This window comes from Micromonospora sp. NPDC005553, from assembly GCF_042871765.1.
In the GTDB taxonomy this organism is placed as follows: Bacteria; Actinomycetota; Actinomycetes; order Mycobacteriales; family Micromonosporaceae; genus Micromonospora.
Genome location: NZ_JBIAJD010000002.1, coordinates 41,375 through 55,958 on the forward strand (window position 1 = coordinate 41,375; position 14,584 = coordinate 55,958).

Annotated in this window: 16 protein-coding genes; 7 read left to right on the forward strand and 9 right to left on the reverse strand. The window is 69.5% G+C overall.

Translation table 11 applies throughout. The annotated features are described in order from the left end of the window. Positions 1-6 precede the first annotated feature (6 nt). The 4 genes from ACFYPG_RS07435 to ACFYPG_RS07450 form a co-directional block, all read right to left on the reverse strand. Complete coding sequence (locus ACFYPG_RS07435; protein ID WP_387350956.1) at positions 7-873, reverse strand: hypothetical protein; 867 nt, start codon at positions 871-873, stop codon at positions 7-9. Continuing rightward, positions 866-1,366 (reverse strand): SigE family RNA polymerase sigma factor, encoded by a 501-nt coding sequence (locus ACFYPG_RS07440; protein ID WP_355009454.1) that lies wholly within the window; start codon positions 1,364-1,366, stop codon positions 866-868. The genes ACFYPG_RS07435 and ACFYPG_RS07440 overlap by 8 nt, the downstream gene beginning before the upstream one ends. 61 nt (positions 1,367-1,427) lie before the next feature. Next, the gene (locus ACFYPG_RS07445) at positions 1,428-2,411 is read right to left on the reverse strand and encodes a ketopantoate reductase family protein (RefSeq protein WP_387350958.1); all 984 of its coding nucleotides are present in this window, start codon (positions 2,409-2,411) and stop codon (positions 1,428-1,430) included. Positions 2,412-2,447: 36 nt separating this feature from the next. After that, entirely contained in the window at positions 2,448-3,182 is a 735-nt protein-coding gene (locus ACFYPG_RS07450; protein WP_355009456.1) for a M50 family metallopeptidase, read from the reverse strand. Positions 3,183-3,283: 101 nt separating this feature from the next. Here ACFYPG_RS07450 and ACFYPG_RS07455 point away from each other — a divergent pair, with 101 nt between their 5' ends. Both ACFYPG_RS07455 and ACFYPG_RS07460 read left to right on the forward strand, forming a co-directional pair. Next, positions 3,284-3,835: a Uma2 family endonuclease gene (locus ACFYPG_RS07455; RefSeq protein WP_355009457.1), complete on the forward strand. Its 552-nt coding sequence runs from the start codon at positions 3,284-3,286 to the stop codon at positions 3,833-3,835. 126 nt (positions 3,836-3,961) lie between these two features. Next, positions 3,962-4,714: a GH25 family lysozyme gene (locus ACFYPG_RS07460; protein WP_355009511.1), complete on the forward strand. Its 753-nt coding sequence runs from the start codon at positions 3,962-3,964 to the stop codon at positions 4,712-4,714. An 83-nt stretch (positions 4,715-4,797) separates the two neighbouring features. Here ACFYPG_RS07460 and ACFYPG_RS07465 read toward each other — a convergent pair whose 3' ends face one another. Together ACFYPG_RS07465 and ACFYPG_RS07470 are read right to left on the reverse strand one after the other, a co-directional pair. Further along, on the reverse strand, positions 4,798-5,025 hold the full coding sequence (locus tag ACFYPG_RS07465) for a hypothetical protein (RefSeq protein WP_387350960.1): 228 nt from the start codon (positions 5,023-5,025) through the stop codon (positions 4,798-4,800). Positions 5,026-5,090: 65 nt separating this feature from the next. Further along, on the reverse strand, positions 5,091-7,106 hold the full coding sequence (locus ACFYPG_RS07470) for a serine/threonine-protein kinase (protein WP_387350962.1): 2,016 nt from the start codon (positions 7,104-7,106) through the stop codon (positions 5,091-5,093). A gap of 90 nt (positions 7,107-7,196) precedes the next feature. Here ACFYPG_RS07470 and ACFYPG_RS07475 point away from each other — a divergent pair, with 90 nt between their 5' ends. From ACFYPG_RS07475 to ACFYPG_RS07495, 5 genes are all read left to right on the forward strand, one after another. After that, positions 7,197-7,391 (forward strand): acyl-CoA carboxylase subunit epsilon, encoded by a 195-nt coding sequence (locus ACFYPG_RS07475; RefSeq protein ID WP_387350964.1) that lies wholly within the window; start codon positions 7,197-7,199, stop codon positions 7,389-7,391. Positions 7,392-7,482: 91 nt separating this feature from the next. After that, the gene (locus ACFYPG_RS07480) at positions 7,483-7,941 is read left to right on the forward strand and encodes a hypothetical protein (RefSeq protein ID WP_124858015.1); all 459 of its coding nucleotides are present in this window, start codon (positions 7,483-7,485) and stop codon (positions 7,939-7,941) included. 1,384 nt (positions 7,942-9,325) lie between these two features. Further along, a complete protein-coding gene (gene mycP / locus ACFYPG_RS07485; RefSeq protein ID WP_387351815.1) occupies positions 9,326-10,453 on the forward strand; it encodes a type VII secretion-associated serine protease mycosin in 1,128 nt (375 codons plus the stop codon). A 162-nt stretch (positions 10,454-10,615) separates the two neighbouring features. After that, a complete protein-coding gene (locus ACFYPG_RS07490; protein WP_387350965.1) occupies positions 10,616-11,284 on the forward strand; it encodes a Maf family protein in 669 nt (222 codons plus the stop codon). Further along, complete coding sequence (locus tag ACFYPG_RS07495) at positions 11,281-11,934, forward strand: O-methyltransferase (RefSeq protein WP_355009462.1); 654 nt, start codon at positions 11,281-11,283, stop codon at positions 11,932-11,934. The genes ACFYPG_RS07490 and ACFYPG_RS07495 overlap by 4 nt, the downstream gene beginning before the upstream one ends. 114 nt (positions 11,935-12,048) lie before the next feature. On the opposite strand, the gene ACFYPG_RS07500 is transcribed toward ACFYPG_RS07495, so the two are convergent. From ACFYPG_RS07500 to ACFYPG_RS07510, 3 genes are all read right to left on the reverse strand, one after another. Beyond that, complete coding sequence (locus tag ACFYPG_RS07500) at positions 12,049-12,804, reverse strand: ABC transporter permease (RefSeq protein WP_355009463.1); 756 nt, start codon at positions 12,802-12,804, stop codon at positions 12,049-12,051. 18 nt (positions 12,805-12,822) lie between these two features. Continuing rightward, positions 12,823-13,782 carry an ATP-binding cassette domain-containing protein gene (locus ACFYPG_RS07505; RefSeq protein WP_355009464.1) on the reverse strand — a complete coding sequence of 320 codons (960 nt, stop codon included), beginning with the start codon at positions 13,780-13,782 and terminating at the stop codon, positions 12,823-12,825. 121 nt (positions 13,783-13,903) lie between these two features. Then, the gene (locus tag ACFYPG_RS07510) at positions 13,904-14,515 is read right to left on the reverse strand and encodes a PadR family transcriptional regulator (protein WP_355009513.1); all 612 of its coding nucleotides are present in this window, start codon (positions 14,513-14,515) and stop codon (positions 13,904-13,906) included. Positions 14,516-14,584 lie beyond the last annotated feature (69 nt).

Consider the following 14,584-nt stretch of genomic DNA (forward strand, 5'->3'; position numbering starts at 1 on the left):
CAGTGGTCAGCAGGCCGGGTTGGCGGCGACGCACATCCGGCGGGCGGCGACCTCCGCCAATCGGCGCAGGTCCATCTCGGTGCCCGTCTGTCGGAGGCTGAGCACGGTGATCAGGTCGCCCACCCGAACCACGGCGGTAATGGTCGGCCGAGGTGGCGCGGCGATGGGCTTGCCCGTCTTCTGGTCGACGGGTTGCGAACCGGTGTGCCGCAGCAGCGCAGCCCCGTCACCGGCGAAGTCCCGCTGGACCACCGCCCAGCGGTGCGTCGCCGACGCGGTGCCTGTGCCTGTTGCGCCCTGCACCTTGTATTCGCCGACGCTGGTCCATTCGGCACACGGTGCGACCAGGTCGTCCATGGTGGCGAGAAGCTGGATGGCCGCGTCCGGAGGTAGCCGGTAGAGATCCTGCGTGAATAGACCATCGGACTGGGTGAGGACTGCCGCGGCGCGCTTCGGTACCAGGGTCTGCGAACGGGACAGGATCGAATGCAGCAAGCCATTCGATCGCCCCTGACTCGTCCGGCAGGCACCGAGCATGTGATCCAGCAGGACCGGCTCGCCCAGGCCCGACTGGCTGAGCTGCACGTCGAACTGCTGCGGCAGGTCAGCCGGCTGCAACAGGGCGTCGGGGCTGATCTCGTGCCGGGTCGGCGAGGCGGAGGGCGTGGCGGCCGGCGGGACCGGCGGCGCGGACTTCCTCGGGGCGGCGACCGCCACTGCGGAGACCCCGGCGAGGGCCAGCACGACGGTGGCCACCACGATCCTGCGCTGGTTGCGGCGGCGGGCCCGGGAGCGGATCTCCTCCGGGCCGAGCCACCGCACGTCCTGCAGGTCCCGCTGGATCTGTTCGACGAACGTCGGGTCGTCACGCATCGGTGGCCTCCTCCAGGTCAGAGACGGCGAGCAGGCCGGCGAGCGCGGTACGCCCCCGGGAGAGACGGGCCTTGACGGTGCCCACCGGGGCCTCGGTCTCCCGCGCCACGTCGGCGACCGGCATGCCCACCAGGTAGTACAGGGCGATGGCGACGCGTTGCTCCTCGGGCAGTCGACGCAGGGCGGCGACCACCGCGACGGTGTCGGTGCCCGGCCCGGGAACGGTCTCGATCGCCCCGTGTCGCAGGTACGCGCGGGCCCGGCTCCGCAGACTGCGCCACCGGCTGACCGCGATCCGGCTGGCCACCACCCGTACCCACGCCTCCGGGTCGTCGTACCCGCTGATCGTCGACCAGCGCTGCCACGCCCGGACGTACGCCTCCTGCACGGCGTCCTGGGCCTCACCCCGATCACCGGTGAGGGCGTAGACGAACCCGAGGAGTCGTTGCCGACTCCCCCGATAGAACTCGTCGAACCCGTCGACGTCCGGCACCCGCTACCTCCCCGTGTCGGTCGCTGGGAACACGCACCGGCAAGGGCCGTTGGTTGCCCGGTCAGGCGATCGACTTTTCCAGTTCGTCGAGCGGGAACGCGCCGGCCCCGATCCGCTCCCGGACCGCCCGGCGCACGGCCCGCTGCACGGCGACGTTGACCGGCGTCGGTACCCCGTGCAACCGGCCGAGCAGCGCGATCTCACCGTTGAGGTGGTCGACCTCGGTCGAGCTGGTGCCCCGGGCCAGGCTCTGCCAGGTGGAGCCGCCGGAGCGGGCCTCGCCGTCGACCGGGCGCTGCCCGACCAGGTCGCCGCGTTCGGCCTTCTCCTCCTCTGGCGAGGTGTGCGCGATGCCGGCGGCGGCGAGCGCGGCGACGCCCTCGGCGCGTACCCGCTCGACCAGCGCGTCCGGGATGTCCCGGCCGAGCAACGCCTGCAGGCCGTTACCGAGGTTGCTGAGCAGCTTGCCGTACTTCCAGCGCAGCACGTCGGTGCGGACCGGTGCGACGAAGCCGGCGGCGGTCAGGTCGGCGGCGACAGCCCGGTCGGTGTCGTCGGCGCCTCCGGGGTACCGGCCGATGTGGAGCATCCCGGGATGCGGGTACCCGTTGGCGACCACCACACCCGGGTCCAGGTGGGTGGCCGGCAGCCAGACGCAGACCGGGTGCACGTCGGCGAAGAGGCGCAGCGCGGCCCGCTCGTTGGCCACCCCGTTCTGCGCGGTCACCAGCGGCAGACGTTCGCCCGCCGTGCCGCCGCCGACCACCGGAGCGTCCACCCAGGCGGCCAACGCGCCGGCGGTGTCCTGTGACTTGACGGTGAGGATCAGCACGGTGTCCGCCGGCAGCGGCTGATCGGTGGGCCGGTCCACCGCCGCGAGCCGGGCGGTGACCTCACCCTCGGGCTGCCGAAGGGTCAGACCCCGCGCTCGGATCGCCTCCAGGTGCGCACCGCGGGCCACCACCGTCACGTCCCGGTCGGCCTGGGCCAGCCGTACCCCGATGGTCCCGCCGACCGCACCCGCGCCGATGATCAGGTATCGCATTGCCTCATTCTGCCCGGATCGATCGGAGCGAGACGGCTAGGGCGATGTGGGGAGGAACGGGCCGGCGAGCAGGAGCGCTCCGGCGATCAGCGCCGCCACGTTGACCAGGGCGAAGAAGCCCACCCAGAAGAGCGGCGGGAACGGGGTGAGCCCGGCGAGCTGGTCGGCGTCGGAGGCGGGCATCCGGCCCCGCGAGCGCAGCCGTTGCAGCTCGACCACCGGTCGCACCCCACCGAGCAGCAGGAACCACACCCCGGTGTACGCGAACGCGGCCTGGACCTGCGGCGTCGCGTACCAGGAGACGGCGAACACCAGCGCTCCGGTGACCAGCAGCGACACCACACCGAACGCGTTGCGGATCATGACGAGCATGGCCAGCAGAAGCGCCACGGCCACCCAGAGCAGCAGGGTGATCCGGTTACCGCCGAGCAGCCAGGCCCCGGCCAGCCCGACCAGCGGCGGTGCGACGTACCCGGCGAGCAGAGTGAGAATCATGCCCGGCCCGGTGGGGCGGCCGGCGGAGAGCGTCAGCCCGGACGTGTCCGAGTGCAGTCGAATGCCGCGCAGCTTGCGGCCGGTCAGCAGGGCGACCAGGGCGTGCCCGCCCTCGTGCGCGATGGTGACGGCGTTACGGGCGATCCGCCACGGCAGCCGGGTGGAGACCACCACCAGTGCTACGGCCCCGGTGATCAGCACCAGCAGCGCGGGCGGGTCCGGCTGCGCGCCGAACAGCGTGTCCCACTTCTCGCCCAGTCCGTCGATCGACATCATGGGGCGCGAGCCTACCGGCGGCGTTCCGTGTCGTTCCCAAGGCACCGGCTCGTATCCTGTGAGACTGATCGGGTGGCGAGCGAAGCGGGAGGTGACCGTCGGTGAGCACTGCCCCACTGGAGCCGCACGTCGGTCTGTGGACCGAAGCCGACTACTTCGCCCTGGGCGAGACGCCTGACCGGATCGAACTGCTCGACGGGAGCCTGTTGGTGAGCCCTGCCCCGAGCCGACGGCACCAGCGGGTGTCGCGTCGGCTGGCGAACAGCATCGAGGCGGCAGCAGAGCCTCGCGGTTTCCTGGTCTATGACGCAATCAACGTCCGGCTCGGCGTCGACCGGGTCGTGATCCCGGATCTCGTCGTCACCGATGCCGACGACGACGGCACTTATCTCGACTCCGACCGGGTGTCTCTCGTCGGGGAGGTCGTCTCGCCGGGGAACGCGGCCGCTGACCGTCTGCTCAAAATGCAGCTCTACGCCATCGCGCGAATCCCCTGGTACCTGCTTGTCGAGCAGGACGGGGACGGTCACTCATTGCGGCTGTTCCGGCTCGACGGCGAGCACTACGTCGAGGACCAGGTGGCCAAGCCCGGTGAGACGCTGAGCGTCGTCGAGCCGTTCCGCTGGCAGCTCGACCCGGCCGCACTGCGCTGATCGGTTCCGCCTCGTCCAGGGGTCCTACGCGCCCCGTGATTGAAGCTTTTATTCAGCCGCACTTGCAATCTAGGGCACTTACCTCCAAAGATGGATGTCGATAGAGCGATCCTCTTGGAGGCACTCATGGCCCGTACCTCATCATCGCTGCGCCGCGCGCTCGCGGCCGGCCTCACCGTCCTCGCCACCGCGGCGGCGGCCCTGGTCGCGACCGCCGGACCGGCGGCCGCCGCCACCACACCCGGTGTCGACGTGTCCCGCTACCAGGGCAGCATCAACTGGACCAGCGTTCGCAACGCCGGCATCCAGTTCGCCTTCATCAAGGCGACCGAGGGCACCAGCTACAAGGACCCGAACTTCAACGCCAACTACGTCAACTCGTACAACGCCGGGGTGATCCGCGGGGCGTACCACTTCGCCCGCCCGAACATCTCCGCCGGCTCCACCCAGGCCAACTACCTGGCCTCCAACGGCGGCGCCTGGTCCGCGGACAGCCGCACTCTCCCGGCCGCGCTGGACATCGAAGGCAATCCGTACGCCGGCGGCTACTGCTACGGGCTCAGCACGACCGGGATGCGCAACTGGGTGCAGGACTTCCTGAACACCTACCGCTCCCGCACCGGCCGGTACGCGGTCATCTACACCACCACCAGCTGGTGGAACCAGTGCACCGGCAGCTGGACCGGCCCGTGGGCGAACCACCCGCTCTGGCTGGCCCGCTGGTCGAGCACGCCCGGTGCCCTGCCGGCCGGGGCTTCGGTGTGGAGCTTCTGGCAGTACACCAGCACCGGCGCGGTCTCCGGGATCAGCGGCAACGTGGACCGCAACTACTGGAACGGCGATCGGAGCCGCCTGATCGCGTTGGCCAACAACACCTGACCGGGCCGTTGGCGGCAGCGGGATCGACGATCACCATCACGGTCGACAATCGGTCCGGCTGCCGCCACACCACCGGGTACGGGTCAGGCCCGCCGCCGGCTCAGGGCCGGCACCACAGCGTTCTCACTAGCCAGCGCGCCCCTGCGGGTCAAGCGCCAGGCAGCAACACCAAAGCCGGCAACGATCACGACGCCGAGCAGTGCGACGAGCACCGAAACCCCCGCGCTGACCAGCAGCAGGATCGCGTCGCCGAGCGCCACGAGCATCCACAGTGCCAGCCGGGGCCGAGCGTCCCTCCGTCGGTAACGCATGTCGTGCCTCCTTCCGTCGTCGACTGTCAATTACCCAGGACGACACAAGGTCATGCGAATCAGTTTCAGTCTTTGCGGTCGGGCACGAAACCCTTGGCGATCCGGTCGAAGTTCGGCAGGTTGGCCTGCCAGTCCTTCTCCGGGATCTCCCACCGCAGCGCGTAACCCCGGTCCTTGGCCGTCACGAACCCCCGGTTACGGACGTGGATCCGGGTGTTGTCGCGGGTTTCCAGCCACTCCCAGTCACCGCAGGTCTTCCAGAAAGTGCATTCCTTGATGCTGAGGTACTGGTAGTTGATGACGCGGCTCGCGCGATTCGGCTCCTGCTCCCGCCAGTCGGCGACCGCATCCTTCGCCGGCCTGGGGGTCCACTGCACGAGCAGCTCACCCGGCCCGTTGGACTGGTCGAAGACGACAGTCACGCTGTCGACCTCGCGACGCACCCAACCATCGGGAATGGGCAGGGAGAAGCCTGCGGGATCCTTGTGCAGCTTCCAGCCCGCCGGCAGCACGTTCGGGTCGACGGAGGGAGTGGCCGAGGCAGACGGGCTCGGCGCACCGGTGGTGGGCGGCGGAGGCGCCGCAGCCGAGGTCGGCGCGGACGCGGAGGTCGCGGCAGCGCTGGTCGGGTTGGCCTGCGGGGTCTTGTCGTCGTCAGTGGTCAGCATCGGCACTATCACCACGAGGCCGATCAACAGGAGCGCGACCACCGCCCCGATCAGCACGTTGCGTCGGGTGTTGTTCGGCTTGGTGCCGTCCGAGGGAGGCACCGGCGCGCGGCCGGCCGGACTCAGCGGCGGCATGAGCGACGTCGGCGTGGTCGGCTTGCGTTGCTCCGGAGCCACCGGCGGACCGTCGACCACAGTCGGCTCGTCGTCGACGTTCGTCGTACCGTCGCCGATCGTTCCGCCGCCGCTCGTGTCGGGCGCGGCCGTGACCTTCGCGGTCGGCTCGGCGTCGGACTGGTCGGCGTCGGACGGTCGGTCGATCGTGGCGGTCGGCTCGGCCGGGGCCGCTGCCGCCGACTCGGCCGGCACGACCGCAGTCGGGTCGGCGACCGCACCGGAAACGACAGCCGGCGGCGTGGCATCGGCGGCGGGGGTCGCCGCTGCGGCGGAGGTGGTCGCGGCCGGCGGCGGCGACACCGGCCGGTCGACACTCTCGGCCGGTCGCGGGGCCGGCACCACCGGCAGGCGCGGCTCACGCGGACCGTTCGGCCCAGGCCGGCGTACGCCATCGAGCAGGGAAATGCCGCGCGACCGCTTGCCCCCGGCGCGGCGCAGCAACCGCTCCGCCACCTCGGCGGTGATCCGCTCGTTCGGGTCCTTGCGCAGCAGCCCGTTGAGGACGGCCTTGAGCGGGCCGGCGTTCTTCGGCGGCGGAATCGGCTCGGTGGCCAACGCGGCCAGGGTGCCGATCGCCGACGGCCGGGCGTACGGCGACTTGCCCTCGACCGCCGCGTAGAGCGTCGCGCCCAGCGACCACAGGTCGGCCTCCGGCCCGGCGGTGCCGTCCCGAGCCCGCTCCGGCGAGATGTACGCGGGCGAGCCGAGCACCATGCCGGTGCGGGTCACGTTGGGGTCACCGGGGATCGTGGCGAGACCGAAATCGGTGAGCACCACCCGACCGTCGTCGCCGAGCAACACGTTGCCGGGCTTCACGTCGCGGTGCATGACGCCGGCCTTGTGCGCGGCGCTGAGCGCACCCAGCACGCCCAGGCCGATCTCCACCGTGCGGGCAACCCCCACCGGGCCGTCCTCGGCGAGAGTGTCCTGCAACGACTTCGACGCCACGTACTCCATGACGATCCACGGATCGCCATCGGTGCGCAGCACGTCGAAGATGCGGACCACGTTGGCGTTGTTGAGCCGGGCGATGGCCCGCGCCTCCCGCAACGAGCGCTCCCGCATCTCGCGGCGTTCCTCGTCGGTGAGACCGGGCGGCGGCACCAACTCCTTGATGGCGACATCCCGGTGCAGCACCTCGTCGCGCGCCTTCCACACCCTGCCCATGCCACCCTGGCCGAGCGGCGACAGGAGCCGGTATCGGTCAGCGACGAGTTGGGGAAGCGCGTTCGACATCGGTGAGACGGTACCCGGACCGACTGACGCTCACACCGCCGGCACGCCACTGTGCGCTTCGGGTAACTTCGCGCCGCGTACCCTGGCGGCATGTCTGCCGAAGAGCCGCTGTTCCGGGTCGTCCGCGGCGTGCCCACCGCCGAGGAGTTGGCCGCTCTGGTGGGGGCGATCATCGTCCGGACCCGTCCGGCCGCCGCCCCCGTCCCGGCGACCGCGTCCGCCTGGGCACGCAGCGGTCGACCCGGCGGCTCACGCGGGTGGCGCGCCGCCAGCCTGCCCCGCTGACCCCGAGACCTGCCGTACGGGGGCTGTCAGGGTGGCGTTGAGCCGTTAACCTCACTCAGGGAAACGGTGCCGTTACGGGTAGGGAGGATCCATGATCCCCGAAGAAGACCGGCCAGCACCCTGGCTACGCGGTTACGGCGGCATCGAAGCCGACATCAGCCAGCTCAGAGAGTTCGCCGACCGGCTCGCCGCCGAGGTCGAAAGCAACTACGCGCCGCACCTGTCGTACATCGCCGAAGACATGTCCGCGAAGCTGCCCAACCCCTGCGACGCCTTCATCGAGCTGGTCACCTTCCTGCACGCCCACCACGAGACGCAGCAGGCCACCGCCGACATGGTGTACGCCGTCCGAGGCGCCACCGGCCACCTGGCCGCCGCCGCCGATCAGGTCGCCACCCACTACGCCGACAGCGACGCCTTCACCGCCGCCCGAGTGGTCGACGTGCAACGAGCCCTCGCCAACCCCTTGAACATGCTGCCCGGCGGCCCAACGTCGATGCTGACCGACCCGACCGGTCCCGACGCCGAAGGTCCGGTGGTGCTGCCGTGATCGAACGGGGCACCGGCCGCACCTCCGGCCTCACCGACTGGCACCTCATGGACGTCAACAGCATGTGGGCCTGCCTCCAGGACCACGACACCGCCAACCACTGGAAGCAGGTCGCCGGCTGGCGCAAGGTCTGCGACCTGGCGCAAACCCACCTCGGCCGCCTCCAGCAGTACCGACGCGGACTCGCCGAGGCGTGGCCCCCCGAAACCAGTGCCGCCTCCCGCACGTACCTCGCCGAACTCGACGAACTCATCGACAAGGTGCAGCGCACCCACGACGCGGCCGCCGCGAACTACACAGCGCTCTCCGCCGCAACCCAGGCCATCGGCACCACCCGCGCCGCACTCCACAAGGTCTATGAGGAGTACGCGACCAAGTTCCAGCAGAAGCAGGCGTACGAGTCGATGGTCGCCGACCCGAAAGCGGTGATGGGCAACCGGGCGACCGAGCCGCCTGTCGCTGACGGGGAACTGGAACGGCTGAATGTGCAGGCCCGCTCCATGATGTTCAACCTGAGCGGCGAACTCCAACAAGCTCAAGCAACCCTCCAAAGACCACCCGTGGCGCCTAGGAATGTGCGGCAGCCGGACGACCCTGACGTCTATAGCGGTTATTCGGCACCCCCTATTCCACCGATAGTTCCAGTGCCCTTACCCACGTCCACCACTGAGCCTCGTGGCGCAAGTGCTGGGCGGGTAGGTTCCGCCGCCCCCACGATCTCGGGGATCGGTCCAGTCCTCGGGGGTGCGCCCGCTGGACACTCCCTGCCGCCCACTGGGACGACGCCACCAACCGTTCAAGCACCGGGAGCAGGAGGCCCACCAGCTTCGGTTGGCCCTGGCATTACGACAAGGATGCCCCCTGCTTCCATCGGCTCGCCTTCAACGCCTCCCACGCGAACACCCCAACCTGGGAGCCTGTCAAAACCAGTCAGCGGGGGCCTCGAGGGAAAGGCAGCACATCCCGCAACGCCCACCCGCCCGGCCCCTTCCGCCGGAGGATTAATCGGCGGCGTGCCGGGGCCAGCCCCAGGCCATCCGGTCAACAATTCTGGCACTCCTAGAAGGGTCAATCCGGTAGGCGGGGTCATCGGCGGCGGCGGCGCTGGGACTACGCCCACCGGTTCGGCTGGAAGTCGGCCGGGCGGGGCACGTAGCTTCAATGGAGGTTTGAACGGTTTCCCGATTGGCGGTGCACCCGGTCTACCTGGAACCGGCGGCCGTCCAAGGACTGGGGCAGAGGGCGAAGAGAACTCTCGCTACTGGGATCCGGATAACCCATGGGAGACCGACCAGGGCGTCCCTCCGGTGGTTCGCCCACCAGACAGGGACAATCCGATCGACCCGGGTCCGGCAATTGGTTTCGGCAGGTGATTGAGTCAACCCTGGCGGGTTTCTCCAGACTAGCCCTGGTCGGAGTCTTGTTCCCTGCAAGCCTTGCCGCCCCGCCCCAGGATGCAGACCTAATACGGGGCGATCAATGGCACCTCCCATTCCTGCGGATTGAGCAGGTACATAAGCTTAGCCAAGGGTCCGGCGTGATCGTTGCAGTGCCGGACACAGGAGTCGACCCCCATCCCGACCTGCGCGAGAATTTACTTGTAGGAGCCGACGTTATTCCCGGGGGAAATGGTGACGGGCGCCGGGATCGGGACAGTCATGGAACTTCAATGGCTGGCCTGATCGCCGCGCATGGGCAGACAAACAATCAAGGCGCCCTAGGTATTGCACCGAGAGCAAAGGTCCTTCCAATCCGGGATACCCCACCTAACGGCGTGGGCAATCCCGACGCACTAGCTTCCGGCATTGAATTCGCCATCGCCGGCGGTGCCGACGTTATCAGCATTTCAGCGGTCGCCGGTGCCAGCATACGACTTCAGCGAGCGATCAGGGCAGCCCAGGATGCCGACATCGTAGTGGTCGCCGCAGCAGGTAATGCGCCTTCCGACACGGGCGTCCGCTATCCGGCCAGCGAAGAGGGTGTTATCGCGGTTGGGGGCGTCGATCGCGCTGGACAACATGCTGCCATCTCGGTCACCGGACCGAACATCGATGTGGTCGCCCCTGCCGTTGACATCTATAGCACCAGCTACGGCGGGAAATACTCCAAGGGGACTGGCACATCGAGCGCGACGGCGATCGTTGCGGGCGCGGCTGCGTTGATCAGATCCAAGTACCCGTACCTGCCGGCCCGAGAGGTGGCGCACCGGCTCACGGCTACCGCTGTCGACAAGGGCCCTCCTGGGCGTGACGACGAGTACGGCTATGGAGTGATCGATCTTGTGGCGGCGCTGACGGCAGACGTACCGCCGCTTGGGTTTGAATCGGTGAGCGCTCCGGCCGGTGCTGGCCCGACCACGACGGCTGGCGCTCAGCCGGGCGGGGGGAGCGACAGCGCGACCGCGCGTGGGCTGGCCACTCTCGGGGTGCTCGTGGCTGCCGGGGTCGGATGGGCCGTGATAGCGCGGCGGCGTCGACGTGGCGATGATCCGCCACCCAGAATCAGTCGCTGAACGATCGGCGAAGCGGTGATCCACTCGGGTTGCAGGAAGTCGCGGTGTCCGGGGGGACGGGATAGCGCGTTTTCCTGTAGGTCGAGTGGATCAAGGGCGCGGGCCACCCGGCGGCGGCGGGGTGTCGGTCTTGGTGGGTGGCTGGGCGGTAACGTCGGGGTGGTGTCTGAGACTTTGCCGCTCCGCCTCGTGCTCGCATCGGCGAGCCCTGCCCGTCGTAAATTGCTCCAGGCTGCCGGCGTCGAGCCGGAGGTGCTGGTCAGTGGGGTGGACGAGTCCTTGGTGGTGACCGAGCGGGCCGAGGAGTTGTGCCTGGAGTTGGCTCGCCTGAAGGCGCAGGCGGTGTTGACCCGGCTTAATGCGACCGCCGATCAGCGGACGTTGGTGATCGGCTGCGACTCGGTGCTCGCCTTCGACGGGGAGATCCTCGGCAAGCCGGCGGATGCCGCGGACGCGACCCGGCGGTGGCTGCGGATGCGGGGACGCAGCGGCGTTCTCCACAGCGGGCACTGCCTGGTCGACGTTACTGCGGGCCGGCGCGCGGAGGCCGTCGCGTCGACGACGGTCCACTTCGCTGACATCAGTGACGACGAGATCGCCGCCTACGTGGCCACTGGTGAGCCGCTGGCGGTGGCCGGCGCGTTCACGATCGACGGGCTGGGTGGGCCGTTCGTGGAACGGATCGAGGGTGACCCGGGGACGGTGGTCGGGCTGTCGATGCCGCTGCTGCGCCGGCTCCTCGCCGAGCTGGATCTGCGGATCACCGACCTGTGGACGACTGTCGCGCCGGGCGGCCAAATGGTCGAGCCGCTCGGTAACGTCCGGTCATGACCATCAAGTCGATCCCGCTCACCAACGAGCTGCACGCCTATCTGGTCGCACACGGCTCCCCGCCGGACGAGATCATCCGTGACCTGGCCGAGGAGACCCGGTCGGTGCTGCCCGAGCACGCCACCATGCAGGTCGCTCCGGAGCAGGCCGCGTTCCTGACGTTCCTCACCCGGCTGCTCGGCGTGCGGCAGGCCGTCGAGGTCGGCACGTTCACCGGGCTCTCGTCTCTGGCGATCGCCCGCGGGTTGCCCGAGGGTGGGCAACTGACCTGCTTCGACATCTCCGAGGAGTTCACCGGCATCGCCCGGCGCTACTGGGCTCGGGCCGGCGTGCAGGATCTGATCGACCTGCGCATCGGCCCGGCCGCGGACGGGCTGCGGGAGTTGCCGCACGAGCGACACCTGGACTTCGCGTTCATCGACGCGGACAAGACCGGCTACCCGATCTACTGGGCCGAGTTGGTGCCCCGGATGCGTCCGGGTGGGGTGATTGCCGTCGACAACGTCCTGCGGGGCGGGCGGGTGATCGCCCCGCAGGACGCCAATGACCGGGCCATCGCCGCGTTCAACGACGAGGTCCTCGCGGACGTACGGGTGGACCCGGTGATGCTGGCGATCGCGGACGGCCTGACCCTCGCCCGGGTCCGCTGACCGCCGACAACCGCCGACCGCCGACAACCGCCGACCATCGGCAACCGCTGAACACGGCGTTGGGGTGTCCCCACCAGGGGACACCCCAATACCAAGGAACAGCGAAGGCCGGCGTCAGCGGACGCTGCGGGCGAACTGGCGGGCAGCCCAGTAGACGCCCAGCGCGGCGAGGACAGCGGTGATGCTGAGGCCCTGCCAGACCTTGTCGCTGCCCAGGTCACCGGCGAACAGCGCCCGGGTGCCGTCGACCGCCCAGGAGAACGGGTTCCAGTTGGCGATGCCCTGCAACCAGCCGGGCGCGAAGGTCAGCGGCAGCAGGATGCCGGAGAGCAGCAGCACCGGCTGCGCCACGGTGTTCATCAGCGGGGCGAGTGCGTCCTCACTCTTGACCTTGAGGGCGACGCCGTAGGAGACGGCCGAGGTCATGAGGGCGATCAGGGCGAGCATCAGGTACGCCAGCAGCAGGTCCCCGAGGAACACCCGAAGGTCGAAGAGAAGCGCCAGGAGCGTGATGATGACGGCCTGCACCAGGAGCGAGACCACGTCGCGCAGCGAGCGGCCGAGCAGCAGGGCGAGCCGGCTGATCGGGGTGACCCGGGAGCGTTCGATGACGCCGGCTCGCAGCTCGGCGATCAGGCCGAAGCCCTGGAACAGGCCGCCGAAGATGGCCAGGAGCACCAGCAGACCCGGTACGAAGATCTTGTAGGCGGCCGCCTGGGTGGGCGCGTTCAGTGCGGGCTTGAGCAGCGGGGCGAAGAGCAGCAGGTACATGACCGGCTGGAACACGCCGACGAAGACCCAGACCGGGTTGCGTAGCAGGAGTTGGATCTGGCGCTGGAAGATCAGCCACGTGTCGCGGGCGAATTTCATGAGAGTCGTCTCCGGTGGTCAGGACTCGCGCAGCGAGCGGCCGGTCTTGGTGAGGAAGACGTCGTCCAGGCTGGGTCGGTGCAGCTCGATCGAGCGCAGCTCCAGCCCGGCGTGGTCGAGTCGGCGCAGCACCTGCGGGATGGCGGTGGCGCCCTCGTCGACGTAGAGGCGCAGGCCGCCCTCGTCGACCGTCTCCAGCTTGTTGACGTACGGCTCGCCGTCAAGCGTCTGGGCGGCCTGCGGGGTGGCGGCCAGGTCGAGACCGACCAGCACCACGTCGCCGGAGATCTCCCGCTTGAGCTCGGCGGGGGTGCCCTCGGCCACCACCTCGCCGTTGTCCATGATCGCGATCCGGTCGCAGAGCGCGTCGGCCTCGTCCAGGTAGTGAGTGGTGATGAAGACGGTCATCCCGTCGGCGCGGAGCCGGCGGATCTCGTCCCACATGTGTGCACGGCTCTGCGGGTCGAGGCCGGTGGTCGGCTCGTCCAGGAAGACGATCTTCGGCTCGTGGATGATGCCGAGGGCGATCTCCACCCGGCGACGCTGGCCGCCGGAGTAGGTCTTGCACTTGCGGTCGGCGTACTCGGTGAGCTGGAAGGCGTCCAGGGCGCGGGCGGCACGCCGCTGCGCGTCGGCCTTGCTGATGCCGTACATCCGGGCGTGCAGCACCAGCTCTTCGCGGGCGGTCGACTCGTCCCAGGTGCTGCCGCCCTGCGGGACGTACCCGATGCGGCGGCGCACCTCGGCCGGGTCCTTGCGCAGGTCGGCGCCCGCGATGGTGGCCTCGCCGCCGTCCGGCTCGATCAGCGTGGCGAGCATCCGCAGCGTGGTGGTCTTGCCGGCGCCGTTCGGGCCGAGGAAGCCGAAGATCTCACCCTTGGCAACGTCAAGGTCGACGCCCCGCACGGCGTCCACCGTCTTCGTCTCTCGACCCGCGCGGGAGCGGAACGACTTCCGCAGCCCCCTGGTCTCGATCATCTCTGCTCCTGGTCGTTCGGGCCGGTCGGGCCGGCCGTCGAGTGGGTCGACGCCGGACGGCGCAATCCCCCGCTGTGCCGTCAGTAGGCTAACGCGATATAGCTTTCTTAGTCAACGTTGATTATTCCGCGTTGGAGCCGGGCGACTCCAGGCCGTCCCTCCACCCCGTCCAACCCTGCGCTTCGTCCAGCTCAGCAGGCAGGTACGACACTCCGGAATCGATCCGCTCCGCGATCCGCTCGCACCAGGTCATCTCCGCCTCCGCGCGCGCCGACCACAGCTCGAACATCCAGGCCACGTGCACCGGCTTGCGGTTGCGCACCCAGTCCGACTCCAGCGAGGCGCGCATGGACTCGACGCCGGCGCGCAGCAGGTTGGCCCGGTTACGCAGGGCGGCGGCCGCCTCGGCGCGCGGCATGGCGGGCAGGAAGGAGAAGGCAGCCACGAACGGGTCGACGGGCTCGCTGATGGTCCACCACGAGTTGCGCAGCAGCGTCTCGAACTCGTCCTCCCCCTTGACCGTCACCTCGTACGTGGTCCGCGCCGGACGGGCGCCCACCTGCTCGGTCGCGACGGCGCGGAGCAGCCCTTCCTCGGTGAGCTTGCGCAGGGCGTGATAGATCGACCCGGGTTGCACGTTCGCCCACTTGTCGGCGCTCCAGCTCAGCAGCTCACGGCGCACGTCGTAGCCGTGCACGGGCTGCATCCACCGCACCAGACCGAGAATCATCATCCGAGTCGAAGACACCCGATAAGCGTAATAGCCAAGTTTGACTAAACCGTGGCGGGTGCAGTGCGCCAT